This window comes from Pedobacter sandarakinus (genome assembly GCF_026240095.1).
Taxonomy (GTDB): Bacteria; Bacteroidota; Bacteroidia; order Sphingobacteriales; family Sphingobacteriaceae; genus Pedobacter; species Pedobacter sandarakinus.
This window is the reverse complement of the sequence record NZ_JAPIVG010000001.1, coordinates 695,341-709,829: the sequence shown is the minus strand read 5'-3', so window position 1 is coordinate 709,829 and position 14,489 is coordinate 695,341. Positions and strand designations below refer to the sequence as shown.

The window sequence follows — 14,489 nt, the reverse complement described above, 5'->3', positions numbered from 1 at the left end:
AGCTTAAAAATCATGCCTGTTTTAAATTATTCAGGTAACGATTTACAATCAAGTGAGATTTCCCCTATGATGCGTAGAAGAGATCGTCATTGCGAAGTTGCCAGGTGCATCGCAATGACGAAGACTATGAATTTAAATTTTATTTATTAAACATTGTTTTCAAAATCGATGCAGACATGGAAACAGCTGTAGAATCTGATAGGTTGCCTGATGATTTATTTACTTGAATGTTCTCTACCCGAACATCAGATTTTCCTTCTGTTTTGATGTATAGGTTTTCAATTTGAAATTTCTTTTGATCCTGTTCTTCACCTGCAATGTTAAGGTTAGAATTCCCCGTGGCGTTAATTTGAAGTTGCTCGTATGATGTCCATTCGGTTTCAAAATTAGTGTTGTTAAGGCCTAAATTAGCCTCTGAAATGTTAAAGTTGTTGCTAAAATGTAATTTGGCAACACCATCAGCAATTATTGTTATTTTATTCATTCTTGATGGCGACTGAACCTCTACCACATTGAGTGCATTAGCATTTAAGGTTAGTGAGTCTACAGTGCTAATTAAAGACAAGCCCGATCCTTTTGCAACGCTTACCTGGTTTAGGTTATGCACATAAATAATTAACGAAAGTCCGAAACCACCACTTGTAGGTACATCCTTAATATCCAGCCTCAACGTACCTTGGTCATCTACTTTATATGTTATAGCATCTTTATCCAAATCTGATACTTTGATACCTGATTGCGAATCTTTGATAATCTGGATGTTTAAAAACCTTCCTTTTGCATCGGCAATTTCTACGTTATTAAATGGCTCAGCTATGGCCATGCTCGCATATCCTTCAGTAGTTGTTGCAAAGTGATCGAGCATTTGTTCTCCCCTTCTATATGTTTTTTCGTCTCTATAATTCAATTTTACATTTACAGCTACAACAATAATGGGTATAATAATGAGTGAAATTGCCAGCGCAATTAATAGTTTGTTACTTTTTTTCATGTTTTTAAGCGTTAAAATTTTCTTTAACAAATGATTCATATTTGGCCTTCAGCTCATCGAAACTGATATTAAGCAAGTAAATATTTCTGAATACAACAGGTAGTTCATCTTCTATAAACTGCAATTTTCGGTAGCTTTTCACATTGTCCGTTGCGCTTTCATCAACAAAGAATCCGATCCCCCTTTTGTTGTTGATAATGTTTTTACTTTGCAATAGCTCATAGGTGCGCATCACCGTATTTGGATTTACCTCCATTGCCACTGCAAGCTCTCGCACCGAAGGCACTTTTTCATCGGCTTTCCATTTTCCCAACAAAATATGTTCGCAAACATAATCTGCTATTTGAAGGTATATCGCCTTATTATCTCTAAATTCCATATCTATACCAGTTAAAATTTAAACCTCTTTTTCCTTTAGTCGAATGTAGGTTATTGCCCACAGTATTAATGCTAAGCCCGCAGTAATAGAGAAGAGCAGTATTAGTGCTATATCCTCTTTATTCTGGCCCCCATGATGTAAGCTTACCATGTTTCTTGTTAAACGGTTTATTACATTGTAGATAATATAACTCGCTGCACCGAAAAAGATCATAACTGAGATAGCTGTTTTAATATAATGAAACCTGTTGAAGTAAATAGATCCAAGAAGAAAAATACTGGTTATAAAAAAAGGAATAGCGGTAAAATACCAAAGATTGTTTCTGTAGTTTGCATCATCGATAAATTGTGCTGCAATGCTTTCGGCGGGCTTCACCACGAGGCCTTTGTTTCCCGACATAGTAAATTCGGATAGATACCCATTGAGGTACTTCACAAAAGCTAAGTCTACCAGATAGAACAAAATTAAGTACGACAGCACACTAAGCACGGCGGTGTAGAGAACGCCACTCAGAAACTTTTCAAAGATCGATGCCGGGTTCATCAGTTCCATAATGGCTCTTGCTTTCTGACCAAACAAGGCAAAATAGCTGCTAGCCACCACACTGATAAAAATAAAGCCCAATATTAAAAACAAGCCATATCTAAAACGGAGGTCTAAATTCCCGTCACTATCAAAGTTGTTGAATTTTGATGGGCTAGGTGCATACCAGGCATAAAACCCCACAATAATGCCGATAACTACCCCTAGGGTAATTAAATAGATTTTTCCAAAGTCTAACCATTGTCTTTTAAGTAACAGGCCAAATCTATTTATGTTAAATGTGTTGTTCATGGCTTAATTAAAAAGAGGTTTAAATTTTGTTTTCTCGGCTAGGATTCCGTTAAATAACAGCTCTATATCCAGCTTACTTTCTTCATTATGATAATTGGGCATTACGGCATTGTAACCTGCCAAAGATGCCTCTGCATAAATGATACTTTCATCAATCTCTTTCACCTTTTTGAAGGTAAGTTTCTGAGTTATTTCCTCAACTGATGCTTTCAAAGCCACATCATTTTCATCGAGCATAATCACCGTATCAATCAGGTTATCTAAATCTCTTACCTGGTGGGTTGATATAATAATGCATCGATCTTCCGTCATGGCCGAAGCCATAATTTTCCTAAACTGTGCTTTGGAAGGAATGTCCAATCCATTGGTGGGCTCATCCATGATAATCAGCTTTGCTTCCGTAGCAAGTCCGAATGCGATGATGAACTTCTTTTTCTGTCCATAGCTCATGTTAATGAGTTTGTTGCTTGCAGGAATATCAAACTCCTTTAATAACTCGGCAAAATATGGATGGTTGAAGTTTTTGTAAAATGGTGCGTTAGCCTTAAGATAGGCATCTATCTTAACTGATGGTAGGAAGAATTCTTCCGGGATGAAACAAATTTGCTCTAGCAATGCAGGCTTTCGCTTGGCAGGGTCAAAGCCCATAACCTCTAAACTACCGCTCTGCGCATAAACTAAGCCTGCAATATTCTTTAGTAGTGTTGACTTACCTGCACCATTCTTTCCGAGCAAGCCATATATATGACCATCACTTAATTGGATGCTCATATTTGTAAATAGTGGCTTATGCTTGCTGTAACCAAAATTTAGATTGTTAATTTTTATCATACTTACTGTATTAGTTAAATAATACACTAAAGTATTATGTTATTTTCATATCTCCAAATATTTTTTCATTATTTAACTTGTAAGATTTTATAACGCTTTTGTAAAGTTTAAATCGAATTAGGTTCGGGGCAAAACAAGCAGCATTTATGAATTGTAGTTTTAGAGAAATGTTTGTTAATAATTGATCAAGAGAAATAGCGATTACTATTCTGGTTTCTTGATTAAATAAGCAGTATAAAAATCCTCAGAAAATTTTTGTGGGTTAGATAAAATAAAAAATTTATAAAGATGGAATACAGAAAAATTGGAAATTCAGATTTAGAACTTTCGGTAATTACTTTTGGCGCATGGGCTGCAGGTGGCTGGATGTGGGGAAGCACAGACAGAAACGACGCCATAAATGCCATTAAAGCAGGGTTTGATTTGGGCGTAACTTCTATAGACACTGCTCCGATTTATGGGCAGGGCGATAGCGAAGAGATTGTTGGAGATGCGATTAAGGGTATCTCGAGAGACAAATTGCAAATTGTTACCAAATTTGGGATGCGTTGGGATTTAGACAAAGGCAAACTTGCCATGAAATCTAAAGATAACAGCGGCAAAGATATTGATGTGTACAAATACGCTGGTAAAGAAAGTGTTATTTACGAGTGTGAACAATCATTAAAAAGGTTAGGTACCGATTATATAGATTTATACCAGATCCACTGGCCAGATGTAACCACGCCAATTAGCGAAACTTTCGAAGCGGTAAATAAATTAATTGAACAAGGTAAGGTACGTTATGCCGGCGTATGTAATTACAATGCTGCCCAGTTGAAAGAGGCTGCGGAAACAATCAATATCATCTCTAATCAAATTCCGTTTAGCATGGTTAACCGTGGAGTTGAGGATGAAACGGTTCCCTATTGCATCGAAAACAATCAATCGGTACTGGCTTATAGCCCGATGGAGCGGGGATTATTAACAGGGAAAATAGCAACCGACTATAAGTTTGAGCAAGGCGATCATCGCCAGGGTAACCCATTTTTTAAGCCAGAAAGCATCGAAAAAACAAATGCTTTTTTGACCAAAATTAAACCACTAGCCGATGAAAAGAACGCCACTCTGTCACAGTTGGTTTTACGATGGACGGTAGAGCGCCCAGGGATAACAATTGCTTTAGTTGGTGCCAGAAATGAAAAACAAGCGGTGCAGAATGCGAAAGCTATAAACGTTAAACTTTCAAGCGATGAAATAGAATTTATCAACAACCAACTATATAGCGCCGGATTTTAATTCATTAACATATATAAGTAAAGTGTTTGGTGCAATCTTTTCTTTTACGAAAACTTTGCGTCCTTTGCGGTAAATTTAATAATCATGTCTAAATTATTTTCTCCTTTAACCCTAAAGGATATTACATTTAAAAATAGGATAGTAATTTCGCCAATGTGCCAATATTCTGCAGTTGATGGTTTTGCCAACGACTGGCATTTGGTACATTTGGGTAGCAGAGCAGTTGGCGGAGCCGGATTAATTATTCAGGAAGCTACAGCAGTAACGCCAGATGGCAGAATAACCCATGCCGATTTAGGTATTTGGAAGGATGAACACATCGAAAAATTACAGCAAATGGTTTCATTTATCCATGCAAATGGCGCTGTCGCAGGAATTCAATTGGCACACGCAGGTAGAAAAGCCAGTTGCGATTTGCCCTGGAATGGTGGAGAGCAGCTTGCCAGTGGGGAAGACAGCTGGACACCAGTAGCACCGTCGCCGCTCCCTTTCAAAAACGGGCAGGTAGTACCACATGAGTTAAGTATCAAAGAAATTCAGGATGTTGTTTTCGCTTTTCGTGCTGCGGCAAAGCGAGCGTTAGAAGCAGGTTACAAAGTAATGGAAATTCATGCTGCTCACGGCTATTTGCTTCACCAATTCTTTAGTCCGATAAGCAACAAGCGCACCGACGTTTATGGCGGCAGTTTCGAAAACCGCATTCGTTTGGTAATTGATGTGGTTGAGGCGGTACAATCTGTTTGGCCAGAAACTCTCCCATTGTTTGTGCGTATTTCGGCAACAGATTGGACAGAAAACGGTTGGAATGAAAATGACTCGTTGCAGTTGTGCGCCGTTTTAAAGGATAAAGGAGTAGATTTAATTGATACCTCTTCAGGGGGCAATGTCCCAGATGCTTTTATCCCGGCAGGACCAAATTACCAGGTTCCATTTGCTGATAAAATTAGGAATGAAATCGGTATACACACTGGTGCTGTAGGAATAATTGTTGATGCACACCAGGCAGAAGAAATTTTGCAGGAAGGCAAAGCAGATCTCATTTTCATTGCACGAGAGTCCTTACGTGATGCCTATTTTCCTACGCATGCGGCACAGGTTTTAGGAGATGATATTGTCTGGCCCAATCAGTACGTGCGGGCGAAAAGAGAAAAGTAGAAAACACATCATAAAAAGAAACCGCCGATGGAATGCATACATGTATGCTTTCCATCGACGGTTATGATCTTTGTAATATCAGCAAACATTACTTGGCCAATGTAAAGGGTACATATAGGCCGAAAGTGATATTTCTACCCGGGTTGTAAACCCCTAAATTTGGATTTTCCGAATCGAAGCGGCCTGGTTTGTACCTGCTTAATGCATCATAATACTTCTGATCTAACAAGTTATTTGCAGATACAGAAAACTTAACAGGTTGTTTACCCAAGTTAAAAGTGGCTCCAATTCCGGCATTCAAGAGCGTATAACCACTGGTTGGTGTTTCAAAAACATCATCTACCCTGGTTTGCTTGAAGGCAGAATTAATCCCGACAGAAACATATGCGTCGTTTGTTCCTTTAATTTTAGGCTCAAAGCGTAATTCATTTCTCAAGGTTCCGGCAGGGATAAATGCCAATGGTCTGCCTAAAGTTTGGTTTTGTGCATGCACATAACCAAAAGTATTTTCGAAATGTATAAACGGCACGGGGTGAATGGTTAAGCTGGCCTCTGCGCCGTAAAGGTTAGCATTAACTTGCCCATAACGGTAAACCGGGTACTCATCTCCTTCAGCCATTATGGTTTCTCCATTATTAGATGCATATATGAAGTTATGAACGTAATTGTTGTAGATGCTGGCACTGGCACTTACAATTTTGCCTTCATATTCCAGGGCCGCATCAACCTGGTAACTGCGTTCCGGGCTTAAATTAGAATTCCCGATTTCATAGCGAAAAGTACCTTCATGTACACCATTTGAAGCTAATTCTGCAGGGTTTGGTGCACGAAATGCCGAGCCAGCGTTGGCCTTAAAGTTCCACTCTTCGTTAAACTGATGCGTAAAGCCCAAAGCACCGCTTACATTAGAAAACTTGTTTTCAAAATCCGCAAACTGCTCCTCGCCATCTATAAATAGTTCTTTGCCATTGTTTTTGCGGTAGTCGTAACGGGCACCAATGCTAAAGGTATTGTTCTCCCAATTCTTTTTAGCGTAAGCAAAAACGCCAACGCCGTAAGTATTGTAATCTGGAATAAGAAACTCTTCTGTAGCTTTGTTTTGGCTCTTTCCGGCATCTGCACTAAAGCCAAAAACCGGTTGCCAGCCATTCATTTCATGTAGATAATATTTTAAATCGGCATTGTAGGTTTTTAAGTCGAAAAACAGTGAAGGTTCCGGACCATCCTCTAACTCGCGACGTTGGTTTTGCTGGAAACCAAAATCTGCTTTTAGGTTGCCATTGCCTAAAATAAAGTTATTGTTAAGCGCAATTTTGAAATGTCTGATATCTTGACGCGGAAAATCTAAGCTGCGGTTCGTAAAGTCATCGTTTGTAAAAGGGTCGCCACTTTCCTTAACAAAATTTCCATTACCGTCTAAAGATGGATCATAGAAACCAATATTATTGCGGAAACTGGAAACATTTAAATGCGAATAGCCCCAGCTTTTGTTTAAGCCTACCATACCACTTAAATCGGTTTCGTTAAAGCCAGAATTTGGGAAATAGCCAGTTGGCGTTTTAAAAGAATAAGCATTTTTATAGGTTCCACGGGCCCTCCATACAAAGCCGTTTTCGTTACCTGTTAACATTAATGAATTAGCGGTTAGACCGTTATTGGTTGAATAGTTGCTAATCAATTCGCCTTTAACCTGGCCATCTGGCGCAGTGCTGGGCTCTAACAAGTTAATTACACCTCCAAGTGCATCAGAGCCATAAATTAATGATGCTGCCCCCCGTAAAACTTCAACCCTGTCTGATTTAAATTGGTCGATTTCAATGCCATGCTCATCGCCCCATTGCTGCCCTTGTTGCTTAATACCATCATCTAAAGTTACAATGCGGTTATAGCCTAAACCTCTTATTACTGGTTTGGAAATAGAGGGGCCGGTAGTAATTTGCGATACGCCCGGAATCCTAGTTAAAGCATCAATTAAGTTTGCAGATGGTGCAAGCAGCTGATCTTTTCCCAACACCGCAGATGAAGTGCTATTGCGTTTACTGGTGCTGCTGATTATGCTACCTGTAATTACAACTTCCTTGGTTTCTATTGCAGTGGGCTTTAGGCTAAAGGTTAAACTGCCTGAAGATGCGAGGTTTACAATTTGGGTGGCTGTTCTATAACCAACGTAATGTACCTCAACCAAATAACTGCCCTTGGTGGGCAGATTATTTAGGGTAAACTCTCCATCGTTATTGGCTATAGAAGTTACTTTTAAATCGGGGATATAGATGGTGGCACCAGGCAAACTTTGGTTATTGCTTGCATCAATAACTTTCCCGCTAATTTCTTTTAATGTATTTGCGAAGGCTGTACTGCCTAATAATGTATATAGAATTACTAAGCCAATTAGCTGTAATTGTTTCATAATATATAGTAAAATTTGTAAACGATAAGAATAGCCAAATCAAAAAAACAATAGTTGTTTCGATTTAGCTTAAAGAAGATGGCAATGCCAAAATAGTGGTAATTATGCGGCAGGCGGCCCGCGTAAGCTTGTACGAAGTAAGTTTACGTAGTTGCTTTTTAGAAGCGGCTGCTTTGGATTAAAAATTTTAGCAGCAAGAAAAATTCGGTAAATGTGATGAATTTGTACGAAGTTTTTTTCGAAACTTGCCTTGCAAATTAAACAGGTATCGCCCTGCGCTTGTACATGACTAACGTGATGGCAATTGATTTCTTTTTTGGAAACTGGAATTTCCTGATGATGGTGTAAAACACTCCATGGCGTTAAGGCAATAGCAAAAGCGAACAGCATAAATGCCGAAAAATATCGTTTAATATATTGCCTATGTTTTTTCAATGTGCCAAAAGTAGCAATTATTGGCTAATTCTATATATTTGGCACGTAACATTGCTTTTATTAAACAAAATGAAGATCATCAAAAAAAATATTGTAAATACCCTATTCATTGTTTTTTTAATAGTGGTAATATTTGTTCCTGATGCTAAAGCCTTTTTAATTAGAGGAATAATAGGTTTGGGTTTTTATGCGCCAAGTGTAGAAACACCGGCAACTGCTATGGGCGATTTAAGTGGGATCAGGTTTAAAGATGTTAAGGGTAAGGTTGTAGACTTAGGTGATTTAAAAGGGAAAGTGATATTTTTAAATTTCTGGGCTACATGGTGCCCGCCTTGCCGGGCAGAAATGCCATCGATTAAGAAGCTATTTACACAATTTAAAGACGATGACCAGGTTGTATTCATTTTTGCCGATGCGGATGCGAATTTGCCCAAGGCAACTAAGTTTATGATCGATCGGGAATACAACTTTCCGGTGTACCAGGTAGAAAGCGCTATGCCGAAGCAAATATTTGAAAGTGCTTTGCCTACCACTGTTGTTTTCGATAAACAGGGGCGACTATCTTTCAGGCATGAAGGTATTGCAAATTATAATGATAAGAAGTTCGTTGGTTTATTGAATCAACTAAAATCTGCAAAATAGGCTGGTTATTGGGTTGTAAGTTTCTTGCACAGCCAGAATTTTTTAAACCTGATGGGCAGCGAGCATCCCGATTTTTCATCGGGATAAAGCAGACAGCAGGGCTTTCGCATCCTATTAGCAGGGCTTTTGCTTTCCAAAACAATTCGCAAACTTCGGAAAAGCAAAAAGATAAGCTGATTATTTGCTTACTTTTGCCGCTATGATTTCATTTTTTGAAGCCTCGCTAAAGCAACTTTCTATACACCATACCGGCAATAAACTGGTTGAAGAATATTACAAACTATCTGATGCGCCATTGAATATGGACGACGAAGTTTTAAGCAACCTGCTGATGCAGTATTTTTTGAAGCCATTTGAAAAAGTGAATGAAGTGTATCGTTTCTATCATCCCAATGATGATTTAAACTTGAACGAGGTTTATCATTTTGCAAAGGAGATTTTTGAGAACAACGCAACCTTTCACGAGCATTCGCAGCAACTGGCTAAGTATTTATACGATGTAGCCAACCATCCTAAAATAAAATCTGGAGAAATGTATGTGGCCTATTTCGAGCGTGTGCAAATCGAAGGCGAGCAGCTCGAGGTAATTGGTATTTTCAAATCAGAAACGAAGGATACTTATCTGAAGGTTTTTCCGAAAGATGATGGTTTTAATATGAGCTATGAGCAAGATGCCATAAGTATAAACAAACTAGATAAAGGCTGCTTAATTTTCAATACTGATAAGCAAGAGGGGTTTAAGGTGGTGGTGATCGATCAATCTAAGAGCAGTAACGACTCTGCCGTTTACTGGAGAGATGAGTTTTTAAAATTGAAAGTTAGAAACGATAGTTACAATCAAACGAACAACGTGTTGGGTGTTTACAAAAACTTTGTAACACAGAAGCTGGATGATGAATATGAAATAAGCAAAGCTGATAAAATAGACTTGCTAAACCGATCGATGAAATATTTTAAGGAGAAAGAAACCTTTGATATGGAAGAGTTCGGGAATGAAGTAATTGGCAATGCAGAGGGGATAGCATCATTTAAAAACTACAAAAAGAGTTATGAGGAGGAGTTTGATGCACCTATAGCCAATACTTTTGAAATTGCCGATTCGGCTGTAAAAAAACAAGCTCGGGCTTATAAAAGTGTTCTTAAGCTGGATAAAAATTTTCACATCTACATCCACGGGAATAAAGATATGATTGAAAAAGGTTACGACGATGATAAATCGATGAACTTCTACAAAGTCTATTTTAGGGAAGAGGAATAAATGCTTTTAGGGGAGTTGATTAAATACGCTGTTGTGCCTTAAGCGCTAAATATTGATTGATGACGCTTACGGTTAATTTTTGGGGCGGTGTAAGCACCGAAAGAATGCCATGCTTGGTAAGCTCTTTAGCCATTAACTTTTTCTCGTAAATAAATTTCTCTGCAATGGTTTTATGGTAAATTTCTTCTAGGTCTTTAGCGGGCTCATTAACCATGTTTTTAAGCTCGGTGTTTTCGAAGAATACCACTAGCAAAAGGTGGTATTTAGCTAGCTTCTTTAAATAAGGCAATTGCCTTTGAAGTGCTGCTAAACTTTCGAAGTTGGTAAAGAATACCAACAAGCTACGTTGTTTAACCACGGCACGAACGGTGCTATATAATGCCTCTAAATTACTTTCTAAATAGCGGGTTTTCTCTTTGTAAAGCACATTCATAATGTTGCCTAATTGCCCCGCTTTTCTATCAGCAGGTACAACGGTTCCAAGGGTTTCTGAAATGGTAATTAGCCCCGCTTTGTCTTCCTTAAGCATGGCCACTTTCGCTAGTGCAACACTGGCATTAATGGCATAATCTAACAAACTAAGTTGTTCAAAAGGCATCCGCATTACCCTCGATTTATCGATAATGCAATACATATTTTGAGAACGTTCGTCGGTATAATTGTTAACCATTAAGCTATTTTTACGTGCGGTTGCTTTCCAGTTTATGGTGCGGATATCGTCGCCACCGACATAATTTTTTATTTGATCGAACTCACTACTCTGCCCAATTTTTCTAACTTTCTTAATGCCGAACTCTGTTAAGTACCTAGAAACGGCCATTAATTCGTATTGGCCAAGGCTAATAAATGAAGGATAAACAGCCAGCACTTTTGCTGCTTCGAAATTATATCGTCGATTAACCAATCCAATCGGCGAAGCAATATATACCCTGATATTCCCGAAATCGTACTCCCCTCGCTTTGTTGGCCGTAAATGATAGTGGATAGATTTTATTTCACCGGGCTTTAAGCTCAGCTTAAAGTCTTTATCTCTCACTTGAAACTGGAATGGAACCTCATCTATCACCCTTAAGTTTACCGCAAAGCCATAGCTATTTTTAATTTCAACCTGAATAGGGTTTTCATCGCCGTTGCTTAATCGTTTAGGAGTTAATCTTTTCGCAAAGATTCCTGCACTATGGCGATAAAGAATAATAAGGTCTAGCAACACGAGGAGCACCAGCGCTCCGAGCGCAATGTAGGGCGTTTCGCCTAGCCAGGGAAAGAAAAATTTAAGCAGAAAAAGCAAAATACAGCACCCCATGCTTATGAATAACCGAGGACTCAAAAACAGGTTGGTGTAATACTGCTGAAATAACTTTTTCAAAGGTTATAATTTTAGGTTTTAGCTAATTTTGACCTATTATCTAGGTACTTCTAGTTTCTTAATGATTTGTTGTACGATATCGCTGGAAGTAAGCCCCTCCATTTCTTTTTCTGGAGATAACAAAATTCTATGCGCCAGAACCGGAACTGCTACGGCAATAATATCATCGGGCGTTACAAAATCGCGGTTTTGAATGGCAGCCAATGCCTTGGCACTGTGAATAATTGCCAACGATGCCCTTGGCGATGCACCTAAATAAAGCGATGGATTGTTTCTGGTTTCGTGTACAATCTGGGCGATAAATTCGATGAGCTTCGGTTCTACAAAAAGGTTGCGGATAATGATTCTGGCTTCTTTAATTTGCGCCACAGATAGTACCGGTTTTACATCATTGGCTAATGATTTATTTACCAAAGTGTGTTGTGCGGTTAAAATAGCCGCTTCTTCTTCAAGTGTGGGATATTTTACTTCAATCTTGAATAAAAAACGATCCAATTGCGCTTCTGGCAGTCGATAGGTACCTTCCTGTTCAATAGGGTTTTGAGTAGCCAATACCATAAATGGTTCATCCATTAGGTAGCTTTCACCGTCGATAGTTACCTGGCGTTCTTCCATTACTTCGAATAGCGCAGACTGGGTTTTAGCAGGCGCACGGTTAATCTCATCTACCAGGATAAGGTTGCCAAAGATCGGCCCTTTTCTAAATTCGAAGTCGCCAGTTTTTGTGTTAAAGATAGGTGTTCCCAGCACATCAGACGGCATTAAATCTGGTGTAAACTGTACCCTCGAAAATTGGGCGTCGATAGATTTTGCCAAGAGTTTTGCACTTAGAGTTTTAGCCACTCCCGGAACGCCCTCTATAAGGATGTGTCCATCGGCCAAAAGCCCCACAATTAAAAAGTCAATAACCTGTTTCTGGCCTACGATGATATTGCCAAGCACATTTCTAATTTGATCAACCGCCTGGTTTAGCATGGTTAAATCTGTACGTTGGTTAAACTGTTCTTGCTCCATTGGGTTGTGTTGTTTGATAAAAATTTTCTATACTTTGATTTAAGTTGATCAATTCGTGATCGCCTAAACTTTCCATGAGTGGTATTTCGATAAAATAACGGGTCAACGTTTTTGCCGATGCCTCATTTATCCCGGTTTTTTCCATCAGGATCTGTGCAAAATTTCGGTCAATTTCGTTGGTTTTTAAAAAGTACCGCGTTCTAAGGTATTCTAAAAAGTAATTTACTTTCTTGAGCGCAATATCCTTGTTGTTTCGCTCCTGGTAATAAACGCTTCCTACCACATTTACAAACTCTAGTGAAGAATTGGTCATGGGATCGAGAATTGGAATTATTCTTTGGCGGCGCTTGATGTCGTAAATCACAAAAATAAACAAGCCAAAAATACTGAGGTAATAGGCCCATTTCAATTCCGGATGCGCAAAGAAAACCCGAAGTACATCTGTTGCCTCATTTTTCTGTCCCGAGAAATACTGATCTAAAATAATGGCTTTGTTATTTTGCAGGTAACTAAGTGTTTTTGATGCGTATTCGGCGCCATATTTATCTAGCAGATTAAAGTTGGTATAGAAGCCAGGTTCTGCAACCAGGTAAAGCGCACCTTTACCAAACTGATATTTTAAGAAATTGGGTTGATTACTTGCATTAACCCCTAGAACGATCGCCTTTTGATAATCGATTTGGCTAAAGTACTGGCTCCCAATGCCACGCTCGAATCCATAACTGGCCTCTGTTTTTAAATTCGGATTGGTGAAATTAAGTGTGTTCTGGTTGGAGTTAAAGCTAACGGCAGGGCGTAATTTTAATTGTTTCTCCATATTCCCGAAGTCGTATGCCGCAATGAATATGTCGTTTCCAGCCTCCATAAAAATCTTCATCTTGGAAAATTCATACTTACTTGCATCTACCTTTTGTGCCACAACCAGATAAGCGGTTTGTAGGTATCGTTTTTGTAATGCATCAGAGACCGATTTTCTAGATTGCGAGACCCTGGCATTTGGTACAATGTCGATTATTCTGTTAGATAAAATGTAGGTGCCATAGGGTATTTTATCTTCAGCGAGGTAGGTGGGTGCCCAATTGGTAGGCGTAGGTTTATTGAATTGTGCAACTAAATAAATGGCAACGAGTATAAACCCAATGCCCAGGTAAAGCTTATATCCTTTCATTTATCTGCTTGTTAAAATGATTAAAGGATTGCTTAATGGGCTCGAATTTGTGCTCGTCTATAGGGAAATCGCCATACCAAATATAATCGAATTGAAGGGTAAGCTGGCCAAAGTCTCCCTTTAATGCTGGTCTGGTAATCTCCATTAAATAATTATAATTGGTTTTATCGGGTTGCCATTCGATAATTTGCGCATCGCTAAGTTTTTTAAGCGTGCGTAGGTAAAGCAATCTTACGGCAAGCCTATATTTCCCCTCACTTACAAGCCGCTGTATCTCTGTTTCGTAATCTATTTCATGGATGTTATCATTCAAAACGTCATAAGGTAAAGCGCTCTCTGGTGGGTCTCTTCTAAATATATTTTGCGCTCCTACGATTTTTATCACCAGGAAAAGCACAATTGCCACCGCTAATCCGATAAAAAAATATCTTGATATTGAGTTTGTTGCAGCACCGCTAAAGATTCTTCTAACCCAATTCCAGAATCCTATCCAAAATCTTTCCCAAAGTGATAATTGCCTTTCGCCAACCTCATCATATTGAAAATCTGGTTGGGTTTTATAATCGCTGATGGCTTGCTTATCGAATGTTTTGGGTGTTAGTTGCGTACTGTCTAACTTCATTTGCGTAGTTTCAGGCTTAGGTTTCGGAGTCTTTACCTGGGCAAGAACATATGCGGGTGTTAAATAAACAACAAAGAATAAGAAATAGGTTAAAATTGTCTTGTACATT

At 38.8% G+C, this 14,489-nt stretch carries 14 protein-coding genes; 4 read left to right on the top strand and 10 right to left on the bottom strand.

What is annotated here, in order from left to right:
• Window positions 1–139: 139 nt before the first annotated feature.
• The 4 genes from OQ268_RS02970 to OQ268_RS02955 are packed head-to-tail and all read right to left on the bottom strand — an operon-like array spanning window position 140 to window position 3,035.
• Window positions 140–991 (bottom strand): hypothetical protein, encoded by an 852-nt coding sequence (locus OQ268_RS02970; protein WP_265854576.1) that lies wholly within the window; start codon window positions 989–991, stop codon window positions 140–142.
• A 4-nt stretch (window positions 992–995) separates the two neighbouring features.
• The gene (locus tag OQ268_RS02965) at window positions 996–1,370 is read right to left on the bottom strand and encodes a GntR family transcriptional regulator (RefSeq protein WP_265854575.1); all 375 of its coding nucleotides are present in this window, start codon (window positions 1,368–1,370) and stop codon (window positions 996–998) included.
• A gap of 18 nt (window positions 1,371–1,388) precedes the next feature.
• Window positions 1,389–2,204, bottom strand: a complete 816-nt coding sequence (locus tag OQ268_RS02960; RefSeq protein WP_265854574.1) for a hypothetical protein — start codon at window positions 2,202–2,204, stop codon at window positions 1,389–1,391.
• A gap of 3 nt (window positions 2,205–2,207) precedes the next feature.
• Window positions 2,208–3,035: an ABC transporter ATP-binding protein gene (locus OQ268_RS02955; RefSeq protein WP_265854573.1), complete on the bottom strand. Its 828-nt coding sequence runs from the start codon at window positions 3,033–3,035 to the stop codon at window positions 2,208–2,210.
• Between the two features lie 288 nt (window positions 3,036–3,323).
• Here OQ268_RS02955 and OQ268_RS02950 point away from each other — a divergent pair, with 288 nt between their 5' ends.
• The gene (locus OQ268_RS02950; RefSeq protein WP_265854572.1) at window positions 3,324–4,313 is read left to right on the top strand and encodes an aldo/keto reductase; all 990 of its coding nucleotides are present in this window, start codon (window positions 3,324–3,326) and stop codon (window positions 4,311–4,313) included.
• Between the two features lie 84 nt (window positions 4,314–4,397).
• Window positions 4,398–5,468 (top strand): NADPH dehydrogenase NamA, encoded by a 1,071-nt coding sequence (gene namA / locus OQ268_RS02945; RefSeq protein ID WP_265854571.1) that lies wholly within the window; start codon window positions 4,398–4,400, stop codon window positions 5,466–5,468.
• 88 nt (window positions 5,469–5,556) lie between these two features.
• Here the strand turns inward: namA and OQ268_RS02940 are convergent, their stop codons facing one another.
• Together OQ268_RS02940 and OQ268_RS02935 are read right to left on the bottom strand one after the other, a co-directional pair.
• Complete coding sequence (locus OQ268_RS02940; protein WP_265854569.1) at window positions 5,557–7,875, bottom strand: TonB-dependent receptor; 2,319 nt, start codon at window positions 7,873–7,875, stop codon at window positions 5,557–5,559.
• A 102-nt stretch (window positions 7,876–7,977) separates the two neighbouring features.
• Window positions 7,978–8,310: a hypothetical protein gene (locus OQ268_RS02935; RefSeq protein WP_265854568.1), complete on the bottom strand. Its 333-nt coding sequence runs from the start codon at window positions 8,308–8,310 to the stop codon at window positions 7,978–7,980.
• 69 nt (window positions 8,311–8,379) lie between these two features.
• On the opposite strand from OQ268_RS02935, the gene OQ268_RS02930 reads away from it, so the two are divergent.
• Entirely contained in the window at window positions 8,380–8,952 is a 573-nt protein-coding gene (locus tag OQ268_RS02930; RefSeq protein WP_265854567.1) for a TlpA family protein disulfide reductase, read from the top strand.
• A 199-nt stretch (window positions 8,953–9,151) separates the two neighbouring features.
• Window positions 9,152–10,210: a nucleoid-associated protein gene (locus OQ268_RS02925; protein WP_265854566.1), complete on the top strand. Its 1,059-nt coding sequence runs from the start codon at window positions 9,152–9,154 to the stop codon at window positions 10,208–10,210.
• Between the two features lie 19 nt (window positions 10,211–10,229).
• Here the strand turns inward: OQ268_RS02925 and OQ268_RS02920 are convergent, their stop codons facing one another.
• The 4 genes from OQ268_RS02920 to OQ268_RS02905 are packed head-to-tail and all read right to left on the bottom strand — an operon-like array spanning window position 10,230 to window position 14,488.
• On the bottom strand, window positions 10,230–11,576 hold the full coding sequence (locus tag OQ268_RS02920) for a DUF58 domain-containing protein (protein WP_265854565.1): 1,347 nt from the start codon (window positions 11,574–11,576) through the stop codon (window positions 10,230–10,232).
• A 36-nt stretch (window positions 11,577–11,612) separates the two neighbouring features.
• Window positions 11,613–12,590 carry an AAA family ATPase gene (locus OQ268_RS02915; protein WP_265854564.1) on the bottom strand — a complete coding sequence of 326 codons (978 nt, stop codon included), beginning with the start codon at window positions 12,588–12,590 and terminating at the stop codon, window positions 11,613–11,615.
• A complete protein-coding gene (locus tag OQ268_RS02910) occupies window positions 12,571–13,758 on the bottom strand; it encodes a DUF4350 domain-containing protein (RefSeq protein ID WP_265854563.1) in 1,188 nt (395 codons plus the stop codon). The genes OQ268_RS02915 and OQ268_RS02910 overlap by 20 nt, the downstream gene beginning before the upstream one ends.
• On the bottom strand, window positions 13,745–14,488 hold the full coding sequence (locus OQ268_RS02905; protein WP_265854561.1) for a DUF4129 domain-containing protein: 744 nt from the start codon (window positions 14,486–14,488) through the stop codon (window positions 13,745–13,747). The genes OQ268_RS02910 and OQ268_RS02905 overlap by 14 nt, the downstream gene beginning before the upstream one ends.
• Between the last annotated feature and the right edge of the window lies 1 nt (window position 14,489).